This window comes from Alicyclobacillus acidocaldarius subsp. acidocaldarius DSM 446 (genome assembly GCF_000024285.1).
GTDB classification, from domain to species: Bacteria; Bacillota; Bacilli; order Alicyclobacillales; family Alicyclobacillaceae; genus Alicyclobacillus; species Alicyclobacillus acidocaldarius.
Window position 1 is genome coordinate 486,220 of record NC_013205.1, and the last position, 21,546, is coordinate 507,765.

Annotated in this window: 23 protein-coding genes; 21 read left to right on the forward strand and 2 right to left on the reverse strand. The window is 62.4% G+C overall.

Annotated features, from left to right (window positions below; translation table 11 throughout):
• Window positions 1-7 precede the first annotated feature (7 nt).
• The 4 genes from whiA (at window position 8) to AACI_RS02225 (ending at window position 2,543) form a co-directional block, all read left to right on the forward strand.
• Complete coding sequence (whiA, locus tag AACI_RS02210) at window positions 8-991, forward strand: DNA-binding protein WhiA (protein ID WP_012809847.1); 984 nt, start codon at window positions 8-10, stop codon at window positions 989-991.
• Window positions 992-1,058: 67 nt separating this feature from the next.
• Window positions 1,059-1,325, forward strand: coding sequence for an HPr family phosphocarrier protein (locus tag AACI_RS02215; protein WP_174260445.1), 267 nt, complete (start codon window positions 1,059-1,061; stop codon window positions 1,323-1,325).
• 77 nt (window positions 1,326-1,402) lie between these two features.
• Window positions 1,403-1,942 (forward strand): hypothetical protein, encoded by a 540-nt coding sequence (locus tag AACI_RS02220; RefSeq protein WP_012809848.1) that lies wholly within the window; start codon window positions 1,403-1,405, stop codon window positions 1,940-1,942.
• Window positions 1,943-2,027: 85 nt separating this feature from the next.
• Window positions 2,028-2,543 (forward strand): hypothetical protein, encoded by a 516-nt coding sequence (locus tag AACI_RS02225; protein ID WP_012809849.1) that lies wholly within the window; start codon window positions 2,028-2,030, stop codon window positions 2,541-2,543.
• A 59-nt stretch (window positions 2,544-2,602) separates the two neighbouring features.
• On the opposite strand, the gene AACI_RS02230 is transcribed toward AACI_RS02225, so the two are convergent.
• Window positions 2,603-2,818: a hypothetical protein gene (locus tag AACI_RS02230; protein WP_008340432.1), complete on the reverse strand. Its 216-nt coding sequence runs from the start codon at window positions 2,816-2,818 to the stop codon at window positions 2,603-2,605.
• Window positions 2,819-2,920: 102 nt separating this feature from the next.
• Here AACI_RS02230 and mutY point away from each other — a divergent pair, with 102 nt between their 5' ends.
• The 8 genes from mutY to AACI_RS02270 all read left to right on the forward strand — a co-directional run bounded on the left by mutY (window position 2,921) and on the right by AACI_RS02270 (window position 10,707).
• Entirely contained in the window at window positions 2,921-4,069 is a 1,149-nt protein-coding gene (mutY, locus tag AACI_RS02235; protein ID WP_012809850.1) for an A/G-specific adenine glycosylase, read from the forward strand.
• Between the two features lie 29 nt (window positions 4,070-4,098).
• A complete protein-coding gene (locus tag AACI_RS02240; protein WP_008340434.1) occupies window positions 4,099-4,752 on the forward strand; it encodes a Bax inhibitor-1/YccA family protein in 654 nt (217 codons plus the stop codon).
• Window positions 4,753-4,920: 168 nt separating this feature from the next.
• Window positions 4,921-7,326: a leucine--tRNA ligase gene (gene leuS, locus AACI_RS02245; protein WP_012809851.1), complete on the forward strand. Its 2,406-nt coding sequence runs from the start codon at window positions 4,921-4,923 to the stop codon at window positions 7,324-7,326.
• Between the two features lie 45 nt (window positions 7,327-7,371).
• The gene (locus AACI_RS02250) at window positions 7,372-8,070 is read left to right on the forward strand and encodes a FadR/GntR family transcriptional regulator (RefSeq protein WP_041707214.1); all 699 of its coding nucleotides are present in this window, start codon (window positions 7,372-7,374) and stop codon (window positions 8,068-8,070) included.
• 182 nt (window positions 8,071-8,252) lie between these two features.
• A complete protein-coding gene (locus AACI_RS02255) occupies window positions 8,253-8,681 on the forward strand; it encodes a hypothetical protein (RefSeq protein WP_012809853.1) in 429 nt (142 codons plus the stop codon).
• A 184-nt stretch (window positions 8,682-8,865) separates the two neighbouring features.
• Window positions 8,866-9,069, forward strand: coding sequence for a hypothetical protein (locus AACI_RS02260; protein WP_012809854.1), 204 nt, complete (start codon window positions 8,866-8,868; stop codon window positions 9,067-9,069).
• A 22-nt stretch (window positions 9,070-9,091) separates the two neighbouring features.
• The gene (ytvI, locus tag AACI_RS02265; RefSeq protein WP_245530755.1) at window positions 9,092-10,210 is read left to right on the forward strand and encodes a sporulation integral membrane protein YtvI; all 1,119 of its coding nucleotides are present in this window, start codon (window positions 9,092-9,094) and stop codon (window positions 10,208-10,210) included.
• Window positions 10,207-10,707, forward strand: a complete 501-nt coding sequence (locus tag AACI_RS02270; protein ID WP_012809856.1) for a DUF402 domain-containing protein — start codon at window positions 10,207-10,209, stop codon at window positions 10,705-10,707. Before ytvI ends, AACI_RS02270 begins: the two co-directional genes overlap by 4 nt.
• Here the strand turns inward: AACI_RS02270 and AACI_RS02275 are convergent.
• Window positions 10,678-11,217: an RsfA family transcriptional regulator gene (locus tag AACI_RS02275; RefSeq protein ID WP_012809857.1), complete on the reverse strand. Its 540-nt coding sequence runs from the start codon at window positions 11,215-11,217 to the stop codon at window positions 10,678-10,680. The two genes, AACI_RS02270 and AACI_RS02275, sit on opposite strands and share 30 nt — an antisense overlap.
• Before the next feature lie 176 nt (window positions 11,218-11,393).
• Here AACI_RS02275 and AACI_RS02280 point away from each other — a divergent pair, with 176 nt between their 5' ends.
• From AACI_RS02280 to AACI_RS16505, 9 genes are all read left to right on the forward strand, one after another.
• Window positions 11,394-13,667, forward strand: a complete 2,274-nt coding sequence (locus AACI_RS02280; RefSeq protein WP_081442656.1) for a DEAD/DEAH box helicase — start codon at window positions 11,394-11,396, stop codon at window positions 13,665-13,667.
• A gap of 2 nt (window positions 13,668-13,669) precedes the next feature.
• Window positions 13,670-14,941 carry a ribonuclease H-like domain-containing protein gene (locus tag AACI_RS02285; RefSeq protein WP_012809859.1) on the forward strand — a complete coding sequence of 424 codons (1,272 nt, stop codon included), beginning with the start codon at window positions 13,670-13,672 and terminating at the stop codon, window positions 14,939-14,941.
• A 31-nt stretch (window positions 14,942-14,972) separates the two neighbouring features.
• A complete protein-coding gene (locus AACI_RS02290; RefSeq protein ID WP_012809860.1) occupies window positions 14,973-15,608 on the forward strand; it encodes a YktB family protein in 636 nt (211 codons plus the stop codon).
• 12 nt (window positions 15,609-15,620) lie between these two features.
• On the forward strand, window positions 15,621-17,072 hold the full coding sequence (locus tag AACI_RS02295; RefSeq protein ID WP_012809861.1) for a bifunctional metallophosphatase/5'-nucleotidase: 1,452 nt from the start codon (window positions 15,621-15,623) through the stop codon (window positions 17,070-17,072).
• Complete coding sequence (nth, locus tag AACI_RS02300) at window positions 17,060-17,722, forward strand: endonuclease III (protein ID WP_012809862.1); 663 nt, start codon at window positions 17,060-17,062, stop codon at window positions 17,720-17,722. Before AACI_RS02295 ends, nth begins: the two co-directional genes overlap by 13 nt.
• Window positions 17,723-17,739: 17 nt before the next feature.
• Window positions 17,740-18,330: a DUF2140 family protein gene (locus tag AACI_RS02305; RefSeq protein ID WP_008340449.1), complete on the forward strand. Its 591-nt coding sequence runs from the start codon at window positions 17,740-17,742 to the stop codon at window positions 18,328-18,330.
• 81 nt (window positions 18,331-18,411) lie between these two features.
• Complete coding sequence (locus AACI_RS02310; protein ID WP_012809863.1) at window positions 18,412-20,211, forward strand: spore germination protein; 1,800 nt, start codon at window positions 18,412-18,414, stop codon at window positions 20,209-20,211.
• Window positions 20,208-21,332, forward strand: a complete 1,125-nt coding sequence (locus AACI_RS02315) for a GerAB/ArcD/ProY family transporter (RefSeq protein WP_012809864.1) — start codon at window positions 20,208-20,210, stop codon at window positions 21,330-21,332. Before AACI_RS02310 ends, AACI_RS02315 begins: the two co-directional genes overlap by 4 nt.
• On the forward strand, window positions 21,325-21,498 hold the full coding sequence (locus AACI_RS16505) for a hypothetical protein (RefSeq protein ID WP_012809865.1): 174 nt from the start codon (window positions 21,325-21,327) through the stop codon (window positions 21,496-21,498). Before AACI_RS02315 ends, AACI_RS16505 begins: the two co-directional genes overlap by 8 nt.
• Window positions 21,499-21,546 lie beyond the last annotated feature (48 nt).

Below are 21,546 nucleotides of genomic sequence, written 5' to 3' on the forward strand. Positions count from 1 at the left end.
GATAGCGATGTCGTTTGCCGCGGAGACCAAAAAGGAATTGACGCAGATCACCTCGGATCCCGCGGCAACTCGGTACGAGCTCATGGCGGTGTTCGCCCTGAGCGCGTCGTTTCGCCTCAAGGAGGGTGCGCTCGTCATCGAGACCGAGAACGTGGCCACGGCCAGGCGCGTCTACACGTCCATCAAGCAGCTGTTGGGCATTCGCCCGGAAGTCGTGGTGCGGCGGAAGATGCGCCTGAAGAAGAACCACGTGTACACGTTGCGATTGAGCCGAGCGCAGGCCGAGCAAGCGCTCGCGGAGTTGGGATACGGCGGTGAGATCGCAGAGGGGCCTCTGGCCGTCGCGTGGACGCTCCCTCGAAAGGACGAGGCCCGGCGGGCTTTCCTCCGAGGGGCGTTTCTCGCCGGTGGTTCGGTGAACGCGCCCGGGAGTTCCTCGTATCACCTGGAAATCTACGCGCATTCGCTCGATCTCGCCGAGTGGCTGATGCGGCTGATGAACCACTATGGGCTGAACGCGCGCGTGACCGCTCGGAAGAAGGGCTACATCGTTTACATCAAAGAGGTCGAAAAGATCGTCGAGTTTTTGAGCGTGATCGGCGCGGTGCGGGCGCTGCTTCAATTTGAAGATCGGCGGATCGTGAAAGGGATGCGAAATCAGGTGAATCGCCTGGTGAACTGCGAAACGGCCAACATGAACAAGACGATTTCGGCGGCCATCCGCCAACTGGAACACATCCGCTGGATCGAGCGTACCATAGGGCTGGAGAGTCTGCCCGAACACCTGCGCGAGGCCGCGATGCTGCGGCTCCAATACCCGGAGTCGAATCTCCAGGAACTGAGCGCGGCCATCGGAGGGCGGGTGTCGAAGTCGGGGTTGAACCACCGGTTTCGCAAGCTGGAGGAGATCGCCGATCGGCTGCGAGATCGTTCAAAAAAAGGTCACGTGGCTGTCGACAAATCGTCGGAAATGACCCATAAAGAGCCGTGAAACCGCTATCTTCCGCGGTGCATGGGATGGTATACTGAAGATCAATCCTGAGGACTTGGTGATGAAAATGTTTGAGAAAGAGACGATTGTCCGCCTGCGCGGCGGTTTGTTTGCGCGTGCGGCCGCCAAGTTCGTTCAAGAGGCGACGCGCTTCAAGTCGGAAGTGTTTGTGGAGAGGGACGGCAAGACGGTGAACGCCAAGAGCATCATGGGCGTCATGAGCCTCGCCATTCCGTCCGGTGAGCGCGTCATCATTCGGGCGAGCGGCACGGATGAGCAGGCCGCGGTGCATCAGTTGACGAAGCTCATCGAGTCCGAAGAACTGTTCGTGTGATGTCGCGTCGTCCGCGCTCGTTCTCCCCTTCCGCTCCGGTTCATACGATCCACCGTGGAGAACCGGAGGTGTGACAAATGGCGCGGAAGATGCGTGTCGGGAACCGGCGGCGGGCGCCTGTCTGGCTGATGATCGCCGCAGCATTGGCGCTTTTCCTCACGGTGTACGAAGGCTACCGCATGATCATGCCCTTCGTTGCGCGAGATCCCCTATATCACGAGGTCAACTTCGGCCAGCGCGTGATCGACGACTGGCAATACGAAGGTGAAAATGAGGAGGGTTACCTCCTCTTTTACAATCCCATCAATGGCGATCGCGCCATGCTCCCGCCTCAGAGCAGGTTGTTTGGCGCAGACGGCAAGTGGGTCGTGATCGAACACGCCGACGCGGCCTCGCTGACCTACGCCGAACCGCTGGAGGCGGCCCCGTGGTACGTGTATCTCTTGCTGCTCGCGGCGATAGGTGCCGGCGCGTGGTGGGCGGTCAAGCGCGTCCGGGTCGTGCGCGGCAAGCGAATGCGGACGCGCTCGGTCCGCAGGCGGGGCTTGGCCGAGCCTGTCGGGGTTCGGCGTTTGAGGCGGAGGTTCAAGCCCCGGCGAGGTTCGCGGCCGTCGTGACGCCCTTCCTCCGGCTTTGTGATTTACGCAACTCATGGTAGTCTATATGAAAAGCGGATCTTATGGACAGGCAGGAGGGGCGTTCGTGGCGCTACGAGAGGGCCGCGTTCAACAAATTCACAAGCGCGAAGAACGCGGAATCGACCGCTCGAATGAGCCTTTCGTGATTGAAAAGCTCGTTCGCAGACCTGGTTTGGTGGTCGTGCAGCGCCCCGCATTCGAACAGGGATACACGAATCATTTGCGCGAGATCTATCCGCAGTGGGGGATCGCGGTCAGCACGTGTATGGACAAGGGTGTCCCGGTCAAGCATCCCCGCCTGCGCTTTGACCATTACGTCGATCTCGTCAAGGTGTGGGAAGATCAGGAGTATATTTACGTGGAAGACATGTACGTGGATGTCCTTCTGTACGAGCGGTCGTACTACCACATCATTGATCTCGAGGAGTTCGGTCAAGCCATCTTTTCGAGGCAGATGAGCCTGGCTGAAGCGAGGCGCGTGCTCGACAATACGCAGCGGTTTGTGGATAGTTTCAAGCGAAGCCGCCTGTCGTACCAGGTCTGGAAGCACAAATACGGCGTCCACCGACGCTACCCATAGCTTCACTGCGATACGACTTCAGAGAGGCCCGCGTCCCCGAAGGGGCGGGCCCGACAAGTCTATTCGCGGATTTCGTCCATCATCTGTTGCGCAAGCTCCTGTGCGGCATTCGGCATTTGATTTTTGTTCTGCATCTGACGCATGGCCTCCCAGGCCGCAATGCCCACGCTCGCGCCGATGAGCAGGGCCGTCATCGTTCCCATCCCGTGACTTTGCCGCCGCCAGTTCATTCTGCTTCGCGCCATCCCGCTCATCGCGTTCATCATGTTCCACATGGCCAGCCACCTCCCCATGCGTATTGTTCTCTGCTGCGGCAGGTGGTATGAGGTGAACGCGATCCAGAGCAGGCGCGAACGGGAAGGAGCGTCACTTAAACCGTGGAAGAAAGCTTGGCAGCTTTCGCACATACACTAGAAGCGTGGTACACCCAGACGAGCCGCGATCTCCCCTGGCGCCGCACGGCCGATCCATACGCGATTTTGGTCAGCGAAACCATGCTTCAGCAGACGCGGGTCGAGACGGTCATCCCTTACTACCATCGGTTCATGGAGCGCTTTCCTACTCCGCTCCATCTCGCGGATGCTGACATCGACGACGTGCTCAAGATGTGGGAGGGGCTTGGGTATTACCGCCGCGCGCGCAACCTCAAGGCGGCCATGGAGGTGGTGCGAGATCGCCACGGCGGGCGGATTCCGGACCATCCGGATGAGCTCAAGGCACTTCCGGGGATAGGGCCGTACACGCTCGGGGCGGTCCTCAGCATCGCGTTCAACCGGCCTTATCCAGCCGTGGACGGGAATGTGCTTCGCGTGATGTCCAGGTACCGCGCTATCGAGGAGCCGGTCGATCTGCCCAAGGTCAAGCGCCAGATTGAGCAGGACGTCGCGGAGACGCTCGAGCGCGGCACACCGCGGGTTCTCACCCAGGCCCTCATGGAGCTCGGTGCGCTCGTCTGCACGCCCAAAAAGCCGCGCTGCTCTGCATGTCCCGTCGTCTCGGGTTGCGCGGCACGAGCGCACGGTTTGACGGACGCATTGCCCAAGCGGCTCCCCAAGCGAGCCCGCCGCAGGCAGACCGTGGTGGCGCTTTGGCTCACCCGCGGAGACTCGTTCTGGGCCGAACAGCGGCCGGAAGGAGGACTTCTTGGCGGTATGTGGCAGTTGCCCTCCGTGGAGCTCGACGATCCGTCCACTTCCTTGGAGTGGCATGCGCGCGCCCGTTTTGCGGAGCTTCGTTTTGGGCATGCACAAAGGGGAGAAGCAGTTCGGGAGCCGGAGGCCATGGCCTTCGAGCGCGTGTGTGAGGTCTCGCATGCTTTCACGCACTTGGATTGGACGGTTGTCGTGTTTGCACCGGTCGAGTATGATCAAGCTGGAGGCCAACCCTTGGAGATTCATCCGGGCCATGAAGGGGCGTGGGTGGGTTTCGAGGAGATTTCGAACTTCGTGTGGCCTAAAGTATATCAGGACGTTTTACGCCAATTGATCGCGCGAAATCACAAGCAGTTGACGCTGTTTCAACGCTAACAGGGCATCCCACTGGAGGTGGTGATTCGATGCAGCAGACGTATACGATCACGCAAAACAAAATTCTGTCGCGCGTGTTTCTCGGGCTGTGCGCCTCGCTCGTGACGGCCGGGGCCGGCGTGGTGGTGGGCACGCGCCTGCCGTACGGTTTGACGCCCATCCTGTGGCTGGTGGAGCTCGGGATGATCGTCTACGCGATGTTCCGGCAGTATACGCGCGCCATTGGATATCCGTTCGTGTTCACCTTCACGTTCATCTCGGGCATGACGTTGTCGTACGCGCTCCTGTCGTACGCATCCGTGTTTGGCATGGGTCTTGTCCTGAAAGCGCTGGCCGTGACGGCGGGCGCGTTCCTCGTCGCTTCGTTCGTCGCATCCCGCACGTCGATGGATTTCTCGTTCCTCGGCGGCTTTCTGATGATCGGTACCTTGGCGCTTCTTCTGATGGGCCTGGTGGCCATGTTCACGGGCTTTTCGTCCGCCGCGAGCTTGGTGTACGCGTATCTCGGCGTGGCCATCTTCATCGGGTATGTGCTGTTTGACGTGAATCGCCTGGCGCAGTACGGCGTCGCGGAACAGCACGTGCCGTGGATGGTTCTGTCGCTGTACCTCGACTTCATCAACCTGTTCCTGTTCATCCTGCGGCTCATGGGCATCATGAGCGGCGGGAACGATCGCCGATAAACGGCGCATGAAGCACGGGGCGCGTAGGCGCCCCCCTTTTTTATGCACTGGGCTGGCGGGGAAAGGCGGAAGTGGCATTCCGAGTGCTGAGCGTCCTATAATACGGGACGAGAGTCTGGATGAGCGGAAGGCGGCCAGGCCGCAACCGATGGCACAGGAGGACAGCCGATGGAATATCGTCCACAGCAAATTGAACAGAAATGGAAAGCTCGGTGGCGTGAGCAGAACGCTCACAGGGCCGACGGGAAGAGCGGAAAACCCAAGTATTATTGCCTCGATATGTTCCCGTATCCGTCCGGGAGCGGCCTGCACGTGGGGCATTGGCGTGGATACACCATTTCGGACGTCTGGAGCCGCTACAAGAAGCTGCACGGCTACGAGATTCTCCATCCCATGGGATGGGACGCGTTTGGCCTGCCGGCCGAGAACTATGCTATCCAAAACGGCATCCACCCACGGATTGCGACCGAACAGAACATCGCGAACTTCAAGCGACAGCTGGAAGAAATCGGCGCGATGTACGACTGGGATCGCGAGGTGAACACCACCGATCCGTCGTTTTACAAATGGACACAGTACTTCTTTGTCAAAATGTTTGAGCGGGGCCTCGCCTATCGCAAGAAGATGCCCATCAACTGGTGTCCCAGCTGCAAAACCGGCTTGGCCAACGAAGAGGTGGTCGACGGCTGCTGCGAGCGTTGCGGCGCGCCGGTCACGCGCCGCGAGATGGAGCAGTGGATGCTCAAGATCACAGACTACGCGGATCGGCTGTTGAACGACCTGGACAAGCTCGACTGGCCGGAGCACGTGAAGCGCATGCAGCGCGCGTGGATCGGTCGCAGCGAGGGGGCGCGCATTCGCTTCCGCCTGGTCGATCACGACGGCGAGATCGAAGTGTTCTCGACGCGACCGGACACGATTTACGGCGCCACCTACATGGTGCTCGCGCCGGAGCATCCGCTCGTGTCTCAGATCACGGCGCCGGATCGGAAGGCGGAGGTCGAGGCGTACGTCGAACAGGCGCTTCGCAAGTCGAACGTCGAGCGTCAGGTGGTGGACAAGACCAAGACCGGCGTGTTCACCGGTGCCTATGTCCAGCATCCGCTGCTCGACAAGCGTCTTCCCGTGTGGATCGCCGACTACGTGCTGATGGACTACGGCACGGGCGCCATCATGGCGGTGCCGGCGCACGACGATCGCGACTTCGAATTCGCGGAACAGTTTGGGCTCGAGATCGTCGAGGTCGTGCGGCCGCGGGACGGCGCGTCGGAGCTTCCGTTCACCGGAGACGGCGTGCTGGTGAACTCCGGACCGCTCGACGGACTCCCGGTTGAAGAGGCTAAGAAGCGGGCCATCGAGCTCATGGCGGAAAAGGGTCAGGCGGAGCCGGCAGTCTCCTATCGCTTGCGCGACTGGGTGTTCGCCCGCCAGCGCTACTGGGGCGAGCCGATTCCCATCGTCTATTGCCAGGTCTGCGGCACGGTGCCGGTTCCAGAGGACCAGCTGCCGGTGCTTCTGCCCGACGTGGAGCGATACGAGCCCACGGGCACCGGTGAGTCGCCGCTTGCCGCCATCGAGTCGTTCGTCAACACCACCTGTCCAAAGTGTGGCGGCCCCGCCAAACGAGAGACCGACACGATGCCGCAGTGGGCCGGATCGTGCTGGTACTTCCTGCGCTATGCGGATCCGCACAACGACAAGGAGCCGTTTTCGCGCGAAGCCGTCAATTACTGGCTGCCCGTCGACATGTACATCGGCGGCGTGGAGCACGCGGTGCTTCATCTGCTGTACTCCCGCTTTTACGTGAAGTTCATCTACGATCTCGGCCTGATCGACTTCGACGAGCCGTTCCAACGCCTGTTCACGCAGGGCATGATCACGCTGAACGGCGCGAAGATGTCGAAGTCGAAGGGCAACGTCGTCAACCCAGACGACATCATCGCCCGATACGGCGTGGACGCGCTGCGCATGTATGAGATGTTCGTTGGTCCGCCGGAGGACGACGCCGAGTGGAGCACCAACGGGCTCGAGGGCGTCGCGCGCTTCCTGGCTCGCGTGTACCGTCTGTATGCGCAGCAGGTCGACAAACTCGTGCCGGAACGCCCGTCTTTGACGAAGCTTCGGCATCGGTTCGTCGCGACGCTCACCGAGCGCATGGAGAGTTTCCGCCTCAACACCGCGGTGAGCGCGTTCATGGAGTACGTGAACAACCTTCAGCAGGAGGCGAAGGACGGGCTGGATCGCGCCACGCTGGAGACGCTCGCCATCGCCATTGCGCCCTTCACCCCGCACCTGGGCGAGGAACTCTGGGAGATGCTCGGGCACACAGACTCGGTCTTCGAGCAGTCCTGGCCGACCTACGACAAGGCGTGGTTGCGCGACGACGAGGTCGAGATCGCCGTGCAGGTCAATGGCCGCGTCCGCGGGCGTTTGACCCTTCCGGCAGACGTCAGCGCAGAGGACGCCATCGCTCGAGCGAAGGCGCTGCCGGACATTCGCGAGTGGATCGAGGGCAAGCAGGTGGTCAAAGAGGTGTTCGTCCCCGGGCGGATTGTCAACCTGGTCGTCAAGTGACGGCGGCGTCGGTTGAATGCGCTCGACCCGGAGGGGGATGCGACCATGCGCGAAGCTTCGAGCAAACTGTACATGGAGATCGCGGAGGAGATTCGCAGGCAGATCGAAGAGGGCGCGTTTCGGCCCGGCGATCGCCTGCCGACGCTTCGGGAGCTCGCGGACCGGTTTGGCGTGAGCCGCGCCACCGTCCGCGAGGCGTTGAGCGCGCTGCGCGGCCAGGGGCTCGTCGAGTTCCGCCACGGCATGGGGACCTACGTGCGGGCGGCTTCGGTGGAGATGTGGATGCAGCCGCTGGACGCAGCGATCCTCCTCAGCTACGACAACGTGCGCGATCTCGTCGAGCTCCAGACGGCCGTGCTGGCGCAGATCGCGTATCGCGCCGCGGCCCAGCGCATGGAGTCCGACTACTCCGTGCTGTCACACGCGCTGTTTGAGCTCGAGGCTTCGCCTCGCCGCGGCGAGCACCGCATTGCGAGCGAACTCAAGTTCTTCAGCGTTCTCGCCGAACTCGCCGGAAACCGCTTGCTGGAGAATGCGCTTCGCGTGTTGCAGGAGGCCCTCCGGTCCAGCCTTCGACTCCTGAATCCGAAATTGGATCTCGGCGTCCAGGCATGTCGGAGGGTCTACAACGCGGTTCAAACAGGGCGGCCGGCTGACGCTCGCGACGCCGTGTATGCGTACGGTGAAGCCATCTTGAGGGCGGTGGCGGAGAAAAAGGGAAGAGGGCAATCCGCCATGATGTGAGGTTCCTTTGCCGAGCCGTCTGTGGTATACTCAGGATGTAAGCGCTATCAGAGCGGATTCATCGAGATGCGAGGATAAACGAGGATAAAATAGATGAGCTTGGTCTGCTGGATGATGTGTGGTGATGGTGTATGAAGCGGAGAAGCAAGGAGACTCAGCGGACAAATGAAAGGTTGGTTTACGTGGGACACAAGCTGTTGATGGTCGCCTGCTCCGACGCAGACCGATGGTTCGTGGATCGCGCGCTCGCCGTTGGGCTTGACGTCCGCCTGCTCGTCTGCTTCGAGGATGTTCAGCATAAGATGCGAGCCTGGTATCCGGACCGCCTGCTCGTCGTGCCTGCGCACAAAGCGAGCGTGACAGCGGCCGTGCGCGCTGAGGGTTTCGGAGCCGCGCTCGTCTGTGAGCTTGGAGATCCCATTCGGACCGCGCTCGTGGTGCAGGCGCTCCGCGACGCCAGTGTTTCACGCGTGGTTGTGCTTTCGCGCCATCCGGCGCGCGCCCAGTTGTACATGAGATCGGGGGCGCATGACGTGTTGTGCGCGGATGATCGAGAGCACCTGTGGGCCGCCTTTTTGAACGGCATGAGCGTCCAGGAGCCCGCTTCGTAACTCAAGACATGAAGAAGATCAGCTGCAGGTCCTGCTTCGCCGCCGCGGTGTGCGACGGCGAATTTTTTTGGCTTTGGCTGCCTTGTCCGGCCCATCTTGTCGAGCGCGCGTTGCGAGTGTGGTATGATGAGAGCGGTGTAGCAGGACCCTCTTTTCTCACGAGATGGGAGGCATCGGATACCGCATGTCCGTGCAGATCCGGATCATGTTTTTCCTCATTGCCCTTTTCACCATGGGCGGCTTGGCCGCTGGCGCCGTGCTCATGGCGCAAGGCCACCACGGCTGGCTGTCTGCATTGTGTTACGTGGTCGCTCTGTTGCTCGCCGGAGTGGGTTTCATGCTCCGCCGGCGCTTCGTGAAACCGATGGCCACCGAAAGCCAAAATTGAAGGAGAGCTGCCGTTGCGACGTATGGCACGAGATGCCCAAATGCGCCGCTACCTTTGGCGAGTGCTTGAAATCGTCATCCTGCTGGCGTTCATCGCCGCTTTCATTCTGGCGCTCGCGTCTCTGATGCAGTACATTTTGCCGTTTGTCATCGGCTGGGTCTTTGCCATCCTCCTGATTCCAGTGGTCCGATGGCTGGAGCGCCGCGGCATGAAGCGCCTGCCCTCGGTCCTCTTGGTGCTTGGGGTGAGCGTGCTTCTCATTGTGGCCATTTCGGCGGGCATCATCATCGGCGCGCTGCGCGAAGCCACGTCCTTCGTCTCGCACAGCCAGGTGTTTTTCCGCGTACAGCTCGCGCAGATCGAGGGCGAGATCGAAAACAGCGAATCGCTCTATGGACAACTTCCCCCTCAGGTGTCGAACGCGGTCCAGTCTGCGCTTACCCAGTTCGCGCATGGCCTGGAGGGGAGCGTTCACAAGATCATCACCGGTCTCATTGGGATTGTCACCCATCTCCCCGACACCCTGTTCATCGCTGTGATCTCGGTCGTCACGGCGTTTTTCATCCTGCAACGGCGCGAGCGCATGCTGGCCCGCTTCTACCGCATGATGCCCCCTGGGTGGGCGCCGAAACTGAACGCCGTGTTTGAGGACATGGAGCGCGCGTTTCTCGGCACCATTCGCGTGCAGTTCATCCTGATGTGCCTGTCGATGTTCCTCGGCATGATCGGGATGTTCGTGCTCGGCTTTCCGTACGCCATCTTGCTCGGCATCCTGTTTGGCCTCGCAGGGCTCGTGCCCATCGTCGGATCGGCCATCCTCACCGTGCCGTGGGCCATCGTGGCGCTCATCACGGGGCATGTGGCCGTGGCCATCAAGGTGCTGGCCCTGCAGGTGGTCATCTCGATCATTCGCCACGCCGTCGAACCGAAGATTCTAGCGGACAGCGTGGGCCTGGATACGCTCGCGACGCTGTTCGGCCTGTACGTGGGGTTCAAGGTCATGGGGTTCATCGGGCTATTCATCGGCCCCATTCTCCTCATCGGGGCGAAGGGCTTGCTTCGGACGCGGCTCTTCAGTGACTTCCTTCCCGCCGAGGCAGGCGCGGAACCCGCTCCAGATCCCGGAGGGGACGAGGCGTGAGGCTCATCAGCCTGAGACCGGACGGCGCTTTGCACCGCGTGTGGTCGGCGGCGGAGCCGGGGCGGTTTGGCGGGTGGTGGATCCCACCTGGGACGCCGGTGGAGGATGACGGGGGCACGTGGAGTTCGCCCTATCCGGTCGCTGCCATGGCCTGGCCCAAGGCGTGGTTTCAGGTGTTCGTCCTGCTGAAGCCAGACCGGACGGATTACTACGTCAACATCTGCACGCCCCCCTGCCTCGGCGCGGATGTGGTGTGGATGGATCTCGATCTCGACGTCCGTGTCGAAGCCGGGTGCGCGTGGGTGGCCGATGAGGACGAGTTTCAGGACAGGAGCCGTATGTACCCACGAGCCTGGCGCGCCTCCGCGCAGCAGGCGGTGGTGGTCGTACAAAACGCGGTGAGAACCGGCGCGCACCCGTTTCGGCCTTCGTTCGCCGACGCGCTGCGCGCCGAGTGGGTTCTGCGATCACGTCCCGGCGGAGCGGTTCTCGGCTAGGAGCTTGCGCGCCCGTTCCATGATGGCGAACAGCGTGCGCGAATCTTCCTCAAGCTGCTCCGGTGACAGCGGCAACTCCGGTCCGCCCTCGCGAAGTTGCGATTCGAGCGCGCGCACCCTCGCTTCCAGTTCGGATTTTTCCCGTTCGATGGCCGAGACGTACTCGCGCAACCGCTGATACTGTTCGTCGTACGTCTGCAAGAACCGAATGACTTCCTGCATGGACGCCGTGGGAGCGGTGGCCGCCTTCTGCGTCTGCGTCTTCACGTGGAGGGCTTTGCGCTCGGCTTTCGCCGCCTCGATCTCGTCCCGATATCGCTTGCGAATCACGCCGTTCCAGCGGTATCCGCATGCCGCGGCCGTCCGGCCGAGTTGCTCGGCCGCCTCCTCGAACGCCTTCAGTTGGGTGCTGCCGGTGCGAATGTGGCGAAGTACCAGCTGCGCGAGGCGCTCATCGTCCTCAGCCGTCCACGCATCCGAGCGCACTGGGCTTTTCTCGACGGATGCCAAGGTGATTCCTCCCTTGTCTCAGTACTATACTTATGGCCATGGCGCAGAAGTTTCATACGCATCCTACCTGTCGCTTTGCTACATGGTATGATTGAAATCTGATTTCGTGACTGAAGAGACAAGGCGTTGCAGCGCGTTCTTCTCTTGAGTCTCTCTCATAGAAGCGGATGATGAACATGAACCTGGAACAGCTGTTGGACGAGTGGCGGCGCGATTCGCAGTTTCGGGAACAGGTCTCGGCGTGGCGCGTGATGCCCGCGCGCATCGGGCGCTACGCCGACTTCCCAGCCGAGCTTCACCCCGAATTGTGTGCATCCCTCGCCGCGCGCGGGATCGAGCGCCTGTACGCGCATCAGCGGGAGGCGTGGGACCTCATTCAGGCTGGCCGCGATGTCGTCATTGCGACTCCTACCGCGAGCGGCAAGACGCTGTGCTACAACCTGCCCGTGCTCCAGGCCATCCTGCGGGACCCGAGCGTGCGTGCGCTCTACGTCTTTCCCACCAAGGCGCTCGCGCAGGATCAGGTGGCGGAATTGCACGATCTCGTCCAAAACCTGAAGACGTCGGTGCACACGTTCACGTACGACGGGGACACGCCCGTCCACGCGCGCCAGAAGATTCGGGAGGCGGGCCACATCGTGGTGACCAATCCCGATATGTTACACGCCGCCATCCTGCCGCACCACACCAAGTGGCTGCGGCTGTTCAAAAACCTGCGCTACGTCGTGATTGACGAGGCGCACATCTACCGCGGGGTGTTTGGCAGCCACGTGGCGAACGTCATTCGCCGGCTCCTGCGCATCGCAGCGTTCTACGGCGCTCGCCCACAGTTCATCTTCTGTTCCGCCACCATCGCCAATCCGGGCGAACTCACGTCGCGGCTCTTAGGGCGGGAGACGGCTGTCGTCTCCGAGTCGGGCGCGCCGGAAGGCGAAAAGCACGTGATCCTGTACAACCCACCTGTGGTCGATCCATCTCTCGGCTTGCGCCAGTCGGCGCTCCGGGCGGCGAGGCGACTCGGAGCGCGGTTGCTTCAACATGAAATCCCGACCATCCTCTTTGCGCGCACGCGCAACCAGGTCGAGCTTCTGGCATCCTATCTGCGCCGCGATGCGCGCGATCGCGTCCGCTCTCGCATCGTCAGCTACCGCGGCGGCTATCTGCCGAACGAGCGCCGCGCCATCGAGAGGGGCCTGCGAGAAGGCCAGATCGTAGGCGTCGTCAGCACCAACGCGCTGGAACTCGGCGTCGACATTGGCTCCTTGCAGGCGGCCATCACGGTTGGTTATCCGGGCTCCGTGGCTTCCACCAGGCAGCAGATGGGCCGGGCCGGGCGCCGCAAGGGCATCTCCGCCGCCATTTTCGTGGCGACGAGCTCCGCGTTGGACCAGTGGATGGTGCGCCATCCCGAGGCCCTGTTGGACGCGTCGCCCGAGGCGGCGCGCATCTACCCGGACAACCTCCTCATCCTGATGGATCATCTCAAGTGCGCTGCCTACGAGTTGCCGTTTTCGGCGGACGAGCGGTTTGGCGTCGAGACGACGGACGAGCTCCTCGACTACTTGGTCGACATGCGCGTGCTGCACCGTGCCGCGGACGGCCGCTACTTCTACATGGCGGACGATATGCCGGCGCACGCGGTGTCCTTGCGCAGCGCCGCGCAGGAAAATGTCGTGATCGTCGATCAGTCCGCGCATCCACCGGTCGTCATCGGCGAGATGGACCGGTTCAGCGCGCTGACGATGCTGCACGAGGAGGCCATCTACCTACATCAGTCCCAGATGTTTCAGGTGGAAACGTTGGACCTCGAGAACGGGAAGGCGTTTGTCCGCCCGGTGGACTGCGACTACTACACGGATGCCGAACTCGCCGTGCACCTGCAGGTGCTCGAGGAGAACCAGCACACCGAAGATGGACCGCTCTGCCATTACACGGGCGATCTCGCCGTCCACGCGACGCCGACCCTGTTTAAGAAGATCAAGCTCGAGACGCACGAGAACGTCGGATGGGGAAAGATCTATCTCCCTGAGGCGGAGTTGCACACGTCGGGCTACTGGGTGACGTTTGATCGCGCTGGCTGGTCTGCATCGGACGACGAGTGGGAGGCGGCGCTCAAGGGTTTGGGCCACGTGCTCAAACACGCCGTGGCGCTGCACGCGATGTGCGCCTCGTCCGACGTGCACGTGGCTGTCGAAGTGCGCGATCCGCACTACGGAAGGCCGTCCGTATACGTGTACGACGCCTACCCCGGCGGGGTGGGCATCGCGGAGCGCGTGTACCGGGATCGTGATCAGATCTTTGCGACGGCGTTCGACATGGTGCAAGGCTGTCCGTGCGAGTCTGGATGCCCAAGCTGCGTCGGGCCGCCGACGAGCGGGGAGCCGCTCAAACAGTGGGTGGAGGCGCTCGTCACCTCCGTCGTCGGGGCGGGCGCGCCGCGGGGGGCCTGACCATGGGGCGAAGCTTGTTGGACAAGCTCAAAGACCTCGAACGAACGACGGGCGTGCGCAGGTCGAGCGGCGAAGATGCGCCAGCGGACGAGGCGCGCGATGCCTCACCCGCACCGCAGGCGCGTGACATCGAGAACGATCGCGAGGCCGAACTCGCCGACGCGGGATTCCAAAGGATCACAACCCCGCATGGGCCTGTGTGGGTTCGGGACACGGGCTTCGACCTCTGCACATCCTACGGAGACCGCCCGTTCGCCGATTTCCTTTCCTGCGATCTCGGCCGCCTGAGCCGGCTGGCGAAGGCCGACGTGGCGCCGGAGCGGATGGTGTTTTACGACGTCGAGGCCACCGGGCTCGGGCACGGCGGGGGCACGGTGCCGTTCCTGCACGCCGTCGGCTACTTCGCGGATGACGAGTTCCGCGTGGCCCAGTACTTCGTGCCGGATTACGCGGCCGAGGCCGCGGTGGTGCGCCTGCTCGCAGACCGTTTCGGGCGGGACGGCAGCGTGATGGTCACGTACAACGGGAAGTCGTACGACTGGCCGCTATTCGTGAATCGATGCGTGCTTTACGGCCTGCGGCCTCCCGAGCCCGCCCACCTGGACCTGCTGCACCCAGCGCGCCGGCTGTGGAAGGGCGTGGTGGGGCGCATGAAGCTGGCGGACGTTGAAGCCTTGCTCGGCGTGAGGCGCGATGGCGACTTGCCCGGCAGTGAGGCGCCGCTTCGATACTTCGCGTACGTGCAAGGCGCGCCGCTCGCCTCGATGGAAGACGTGTTCGCCCACAACCTCCGCGACGTCTGCACGTTGGCGCGCCTGGCGCTTGAGATTGCGGAAGCGCTGGAGGAGAGGCGCTCGTGGTCGCACGCGGCCCCTCACGTGGGGCTCGCGACCTGGTTCGACGCGTGGAGGGAGTGGGAGTCCGCGGACGCGCAGTTTCGCAGGGCTGTCGAGCAGGAGGACGCGGACTGGCGGGCCCGCTGGCTGTTCAGCCTCTTTTTGAAGCGCCGCGGCCAATGGGAGGAAGCGTGCGAGATTTGGTTCGAGCTGGCGAGGGACTTTCCGAATCGCCCCGAGCCACTCGTGGAGGCTGCGAAGTATTTCGAGCATCATCGGCGCGATCTCGCCAAGGCCCTCGAGGCTGCGGAAGGGGCGCAGGTTCGGACCGACCAAGGATCCCGTGAACACGGCGAGATCGCGCGGCGAATCGAGCGCATTCGCCGCAAGCTCGAGCGGGGAGCGGCTTGCCAGGCTGACCCGCGTCGTCTACTGTAGAGGGAGCAAACTCGTAAGGAAGGTGCGGGCGGTGTTTGCAGGGTGGACCGCTGAAGACTTTGATGCGATGACGGAGCCAGGTCTCGCTCCGCGCATGGAACGGATCCGCGCGCGGATTCAACCGAAGTTCATCCAGTTGGCCGAACACTTCGAACCGTGGCTGGCGGAGAAGCTCGGCGTGCCCATGCACACACATGTGGCGAAGCACGCGCGACGCACGGTCCATCCGCCGGAGAGCACGTGGGTCGCGTTCAGCTCGGATTCTCGGGGCTACAAGAAGCACCCCCATTTTCAGATTGGGCTCTTTTCCACGCACGTGTTCGCGGTGTTTGGCTACATCGATGAGGGCATCGATAAGGCCGCCTTCGGCGCGCGAGTGGCCGCGGAAAGCGAGGATATGTTCGCGATGTTGCCGGGCGATTTCGCCGTGATCGAAGACCACACGTCGCCGGATTTCAAGCTCGTGCGCGATCTCGGCGCGGACGGATTGCGCCGCGTCGGAGAGCGATTGGCCGCGGTGAAGAAGGCGGAGATGCTCGTGGGCCGCACCATTGTCCGCGACGAAGCGGTGCGCATGACGGGCGAGGCGTTCGTCCGGTGGGTGGAGGAGACGTTCGCCCCTGGCTGCGCACTGTACGAGATCGCCAGGCCCATCGCCCAGAAGTAGCGGGGTGTCGACGTGCGCATTCACCTGCTTCACATGAACGACCTCCACAGTCGGCTCGAAAATCACATGCGCATTGGGGCGAAAATCCGCGCGCTGAGAGCCGAGTTCGACCGGAAGGGCGAAGCGTCGCTCACGTTCGATCTCGGCGACGTGCTGGATCGCGTGCGGCCGGAGACCGAAGCGACGTGCGGCCTACTGAACGCGGATTTCATGCGAGCGCTCGGCGTCGACGGCTGGATTTTTGGCAACAACGAGGGCCTCACGATTCCGGTGGAGCGGTGGGAGGAACTCGTCAAGCGGTCCGGTGCCATCGCGTTTGGCACGAACCTGCGGCGCTCGGACGGAAGCCCGTTTTCGTTCTTTCGCGATACGCACGTGTACGAGGTGGGCGGGATGCGCATTGGGGCGTTCGGCCTGACGCCCAACTACGATTTGCCCTACCACATGCTCGGCGTCCATGTATTGGATCCCATCGAGGCCGCTCGAAGGGCTGTGGATCAGCTTGTCGCGCAGCGGGTGGATGCCATCGTATGCCTGTCCCACATGGGGCTGCGCTTTGACCGGGCGTTGGCGAGCGAGCTTCCTCAGATCACCTGCGTCCTCGGCGGGCACACCCACGAGACCATGCACGAGGCGGAGTACGTCGGCCATACGGCCGTCTTTCAGCCTGGAAAGCACGGGTTTTCCTTCGGGCACACGGTCCTCGAGCGCTCGGGCGGGCGCGTCGCGGCGCGCTCCGAGCGCATCCCCGTGGAGCCTTGGGAGCCGCTGGACGCTCGCATGATGCAGGTGTACGCCCGGGAGCAGGCGTTCGTCGAGCGGCAGCTGGGGCACACCGTGGCGGCCTTGTCGGATCGCTTGCAGCTCGAGTATGAGGACGAGTGCACGTTCGCCAATCTGCTCACGGACATTCTGTACGACGCCTTCGAGGGCGATCTCGCCCTCATGATGGCGGGAGCGCTCAATGCCAGCCTGTTGCCCGGCACGGTCGCCATGGTTCACGTGCTCGGCGCGTGCCCGACCCCCACTCGGCCCATCGTGGTGACCATGCGAGGCGCCGACATCCTCGAGGCCATCGACCTTGCCCTGAAGCCCGAGATCCACAATCGCCAGGGCATCGGCTTCGGATTTCGCGGCGGCAGAATCGGCGTGCTCGCCATCTCCGGGGCGTTGGCCGAGATCGAGCACCGGGCCGATGGGCGGCGCGTGCGCCGCGTCGTGCTCGGCGGGCGGCCGCTTGAACCGGACCGCGATTACCGCGTGATCACGTGCGAGTATCTGTGGCTGTCCCCCGTGTTTCCGCCGTTCCGCCGTGCGCGAGACGTGACCTACCAGCGTCCGTTGGTGCGGGAGCTTCTCATCGAGCACATCGGCGATCCCGGCCGCGTGGAGCGGGCGCGGCTCCCGCGCTACGAAGTGGTAGATCCGGTGGAAGGGAGAACAAAAGGCGCATGGCCGAGCTAGATCGCGAAACGTCGGTGCGCGTCGTGGAGCGGTTACTCGAGGCGTATCCAGACGCGCGATGTCAACTGCATTTCACGACCCCATTCGAGCTGCTCGTCGCGACCATCCTGTCCGCCCAGTGCACGGACGAGCGCGTCAACATGGTCACCCCAAGGCTGTTCGCGAAGTACCGCGGGCCCGAGGGGTTTGCGAAGGCGAGCCCGGACGAGGTCGCGGAAGACATTCGCGAAGTGGGGTTATTTCGGTCGAAGTCCAAGCATATCGTGGAGACGGCGCGCATCCTCGTCGACGAGTACGGCGGCGAGGTGCCGAAGAGTCGCGATCGGCTGATGGAGCTGCCCGGCGTGGGGCGGAAGACGGCAAACGTCGTGGTGTCGAACGCCTACGGCGTGCCCGCGTTTGCCGTGGACACGCACGTGCAGCGCGTGACGAACCGCATCGGCCTGGCCAAATCGAACGATCCACTCAAGACGGAGCAGCAGGTGTGTGCGAAGCTGCCACCTGAACTCTGGACCAAGGCGCACCACGCCCTCATCCTGCACGGGAGACGGGTGTGCACCGCTCGCAAGCCGAAGTGCCACATCTGTCCCGTGGCGGATCTGTGTCAGTGTGCGCGCAACCAGGCAGAGCAAAAGGCCGAGCAAGTGTGACGGAGGGAGGCAGTCCGATGTGGAAGCGGCTCTTCATCATGCTCGCCGCGCTCGATCTGCTCGCCGTGATCGCGGGACTCATCGTGTGGAACGGTCTGCCCAAATCTGGCAACACGACAGCTCCGACTGTCCCTGTGCCCGCGAACGCACCCACCGTACAAGTCGATATCGGGGCGGACGCCATCAACGCCTACCTCGCGTACGCCATCGCGCACGATCCCGAGGTCGGCCGCGTGCTCGACTCCGGTAGTGTCCAATTCGGCAATACATGGGTGTGCGACTTCGCCGTCAAGGTGCTCGATCACGCCCTGCCCATGCAATTCGTCGTGACGCCCATCGTTCAAAACGGCAATCTCATCCTGCACGTGGACAGCGCCCAGCTGTCGTTCCTACCGATTCCGCGAGCGATGGTCTTATCTGTGCTCGAGCGGGCCCCCTTGCCGAACTGGATCCAGATCGACGGCTCGTCGCAGAACATTGCGCTCAACTTCACCAACCGGCCCCCCAAGCCGTTTGCCATCCGCGTGGTTCAATATTCCCCCACCGAACAGAAACTCTCGCTCGATCTCGCCATCCCACCGCAGACCCTCTCTCATCAGGCGCCCTGATGTAGCCCTGCGCCGGATAACTTCCGCCGCCTGGAGCAAGCTAAGTGCGCGAGGAACCAGTTCGCATGGGAGGTTGCTCCAGTGGACGTGGGAGTTGGAGGCGCGCTGAAACGGCTGTTGACCGTCGACGACACCGTGCTGAACGACGATTTCTCCTTGTCGAGCGACGACGATGACCCGGGTGCTGACAAGTATGGCGATGAGCCTGAAATGGAGTCGGTGAACTTTACGACGGCGGAAAACAAGATGGACACCGCCAAAAAGCCTGTCTCCATGCGCTCCTTTCTGCGGCGGGCGGGGCGGGAATACGAGGAGGCCGTCGACAAGGCGCACGCCGGTCAGCAGGACAACATCGAGCTCGATCTCGACGACATGAAGCGCCGCCTTTCCCGCTTCTTTCACCTGCCACAAAACAAGGACATTGTGGTTCGCGAGTTCTCGGTCGGCGTCGAGGGCCGCTCGCCCTGGCGAGGAATGGTCGTCTACGTCGATGGATTGGTGGACAAGAACGTCATCAATTGGGCCATCCTCGAACCCCTGATGGTTTGGTCGCATCTGGCTGACGATCCGAAGCGAACGCTCTCCTATGTCGTCGATCACCTCGTCCCCGGCCACCAGACGCAGCTCATCGAGAAGTGGTCCGAGGTGGTGTTCAACGTTCTGGCCGGATCGACCGTCGTGTTCCTCGACAGGTGCGACGCAGCGTTGGTGGTGGAGTCTAAGGGCTGGGAGCACCGCAGCGTCGCCACGCCGAAGATGGAGAACGTCGTCCGTGGCTCACAGGATGCGTTCACAGAAAACTTCCGCACCAACACGGGTCTGGTGCGCATGCGGCTCCGCTCGGAGCATTTGGTGACCGAGATTCACGCAGTCGGCAATCTCGCCAAGACGGATGTCGCCATCATGTACATTCATGGCATGACGAATCCCAAACTCGTCAAGGAGGTTCGCCGGCGCATCGCGGACATCGACGTCGACTACGTGCTCGACGCGGGGATGCTGGAGCAGTTCATTGAAGATCGGCCGAGCATGATGATTCCCCAGGTGCTCGTGACGGAGCGGCCAGATCGCGTCGCGGCGATGCTGGCGGAAGGATACGTGGCGATTTTCGTTGGGCATAGCCCGGTTGCGATCATCGTGCCGGTGGTGCTGTGGTCGTTGATGCACACGTCCGAAGACACCAACCTTCGCATCATCCCGGGGACGTTTATCCGCTTTATTCGCTGGGTCGCCCTGCTCACAGCTCTGCTGCTTCCTGGACTGTACATCGCGGTGACGAACTATCATTCGGAGATGCTGCCCACGGACCTGATGTTGGCCATCGCGGGAAGCCGAGAGCAAGTGCCGTTTCCGGTGGTGGTCGAGGTCTTGCTGATGGAATTTGCCATCGAGCTGATCCGCGAAGCGGGAATCCGGATCCCCTCGGTCATAGGACCAACAATTGGAATAGTTGGTGCTTTGATCATCGGCCAGTCGGCGGTGCAGGCCGGGATCGTCAGTCCGCTGCTTGTCATCGTGGTAGCGACAACGGCGCTCGCGTCGTTCACGGTCCCCAATTACGAGCTCAGCATGGCCGTTCGAATTCTTCGGTTCGCATTCTTAATTGCTGGAGCCGTCCTGGGGTTTTACGGGATCGCCATTCTGTTTGTCGTATATGTGGTGAGGCTGTCCATGCTGAAATCGTTCGGCGTGCCGTTCTTATCGCCCATCGCGCCGATCAGTGGTGCGGCCAGGGACGTGCTCGTGCGCGGTCCGATTTGGGGAATGAACAAACGCCCGGCCTTCCTCAACACGCTGCGCAGTTGGCGGCAGAACCCCATGACCAGGCCGTGGTCTACGGCGACGCGCAAAGAGGCCGGAGAGGGGGATGGGAAATCATGAGCCAGTCCGGCAGGAGGGACGCGAAGGTACCTGCGGCCGAGATGACGGCGATGCTGATCATCTTCGTCTCGACCAACGCCTTTCTCACGTATCCTCGCTACATCAGTTTCAGCGCGTATGAGGCCGCGTGGATGGAGCCCATCTTCTCCGGTGCGCTGACGCTGGCGCTGTTTTATTTGGTGGAATGGATCATGCGCAGGTACTTTCAAAACCTCGACATTGTCGAGATCGCGAAGGAAGTGTTCGGCCGGTTCGGGGCCATCTGCATCGCGCTCGTGTTTGCGCTGTATTTCCTTTGCTCCACTGCCGCAGTGATGAGGGAATTCACAGAAAATGTGGTAAGTACCGTGCTGCCGTCCACGCCAGTGTTGTTGGTTGGGGCAGTGTTCATGTTTGCGGTGGGGTACATCGCGTACGCCGGCCTTGAGGGCATTTGTCGCACGGCGTTCATTTTCTTGCCGATTCTGCTTGTCGGGCTGGTCGGCGTAAACCTGATGACGGTGAACTGGTGGCGCCCGTACCTGCTGCTTCCCCTGTGGGGCACGGGGCCGGTGCGCGTCATCATGGGCGCCATGCAGTACAGTTCCATCTTCGCCAATGTGCTGCTATTGACCATCATCTTCCCGCACGTCAACAACCCGCGCAAGATGCGTCGCATTGGCGCAGTGAGCATCATCGTGTCGACGCTGTTGCTGGTGTTTCTCGTCGTGTCGTATCACATGGTGTTTCCGGCGGCCGAGACCGGGAAGACGTCATTCGCGCTGTACCGCTTGGCTCGCATGATCCACATGGGTCCTTTCTTCCAACGCCTTGAGAGCATCTTTATCTTCCTGTGGGTCACGGCGGCCACCGTTCGCATGGCCGTCACCATGTGGGGCTCTGCCTACCTGTTGTCGAAGGCGTTCAGCTGGCCCACGTACCGGCCTGCCGTTCCCGCAATTGTGCTGCTCTCGTTTTCGCTCGGCATGTGGCCGCAGAACTGGATGGACGTGATCGAATTCGACGGCACGTATCTGCTCAAGTGGGGGTGGATTGTGGTCTTTGCCATTCCCGTGGCCGTTCTTCTGAGCGGCTGGGCCAAGCGATCTCGTCGACGGAGCAGGAGGGTGCGGCATGTTTAAGTATCTGTTCGCGATGATCATCCCAGTCGGCATCTTCATCTACACGCTGTCGTTCATGCGCTGGGCGGGGCGGAAGAGTGGCGCGGTGGCCTCCGTGTCAGCCGGTGCCTTGGCGGTGATCTCGCTCGTGGTGTCGGGCGCCACGCTGTGGCGGATCCTGACCTGAAAGGCGCAGCCCGAGATGTCGGGGGGTATCACCGGTTGTATGAAAATC

Excerpts from the sequence above, each read along its gene's own strand:
- AACI_RS02215 (WP_174260445.1), top strand. The coding sequence starts at position 1,059 with ATGTTTGAGAAAGAGACGATTGTCCGCCTGCGCGGCGGTTTGTTTGCG.
- AACI_RS16505 (WP_012809865.1), top strand. The coding sequence starts at position 21,325 with ATGTTTAAGTATCTGTTCGCGATGATCATCCCAGTCGGCATCTTCATC.
- AACI_RS02305 (WP_008340449.1), top strand. The coding sequence starts at position 17,740 with ATGTGGAAGCGGCTCTTCATCATGCTCGCCGCGCTCGATCTGCTCGCC.
- AACI_RS02230 (WP_008340432.1), bottom strand. The coding sequence starts at position 2,818 with ATGTGGAACATGATGAACGCGATGAGCGGGATGGCGCGAAGCAGAATG.
- whiA (WP_012809847.1), top strand. The coding sequence starts at position 8 with ATGTCGTTTGCCGCGGAGACCAAAAAGGAATTGACGCAGATCACCTCG.
- AACI_RS02240 (WP_008340434.1), top strand. The coding sequence starts at position 4,099 with ATGCAGCAGACGTATACGATCACGCAAAACAAAATTCTGTCGCGCGTG.
- AACI_RS02315 (WP_012809864.1), top strand. The coding sequence starts at position 20,208 with ATGAGCCAGTCCGGCAGGAGGGACGCGAAGGTACCTGCGGCCGAGATG.
- ytvI (WP_245530755.1), top strand. The coding sequence starts at position 9,092 with ATGGCACGAGATGCCCAAATGCGCCGCTACCTTTGGCGAGTGCTTGAA.
- AACI_RS02220 (WP_012809848.1), top strand. The coding sequence starts at position 1,403 with ATGGCGCGGAAGATGCGTGTCGGGAACCGGCGGCGGGCGCCTGTCTGG.
- AACI_RS02250 (WP_041707214.1), top strand. The coding sequence starts at position 7,372 with ATGCGCGAAGCTTCGAGCAAACTGTACATGGAGATCGCGGAGGAGATT.
- AACI_RS02285 (WP_012809859.1), top strand. The coding sequence starts at position 13,670 with ATGGGGCGAAGCTTGTTGGACAAGCTCAAAGACCTCGAACGAACGACG.
- AACI_RS02260 (WP_012809854.1), top strand. The coding sequence starts at position 8,866 with ATGTCCGTGCAGATCCGGATCATGTTTTTCCTCATTGCCCTTTTCACC.
- AACI_RS02280 (WP_081442656.1), top strand. The coding sequence starts at position 11,394 with ATGAACCTGGAACAGCTGTTGGACGAGTGGCGGCGCGATTCGCAGTTT.
- leuS (WP_012809851.1), top strand. The coding sequence starts at position 4,921 with ATGGAATATCGTCCACAGCAAATTGAACAGAAATGGAAAGCTCGGTGG.
- nth (WP_012809862.1), top strand. The coding sequence starts at position 17,060 with ATGGCCGAGCTAGATCGCGAAACGTCGGTGCGCGTCGTGGAGCGGTTA.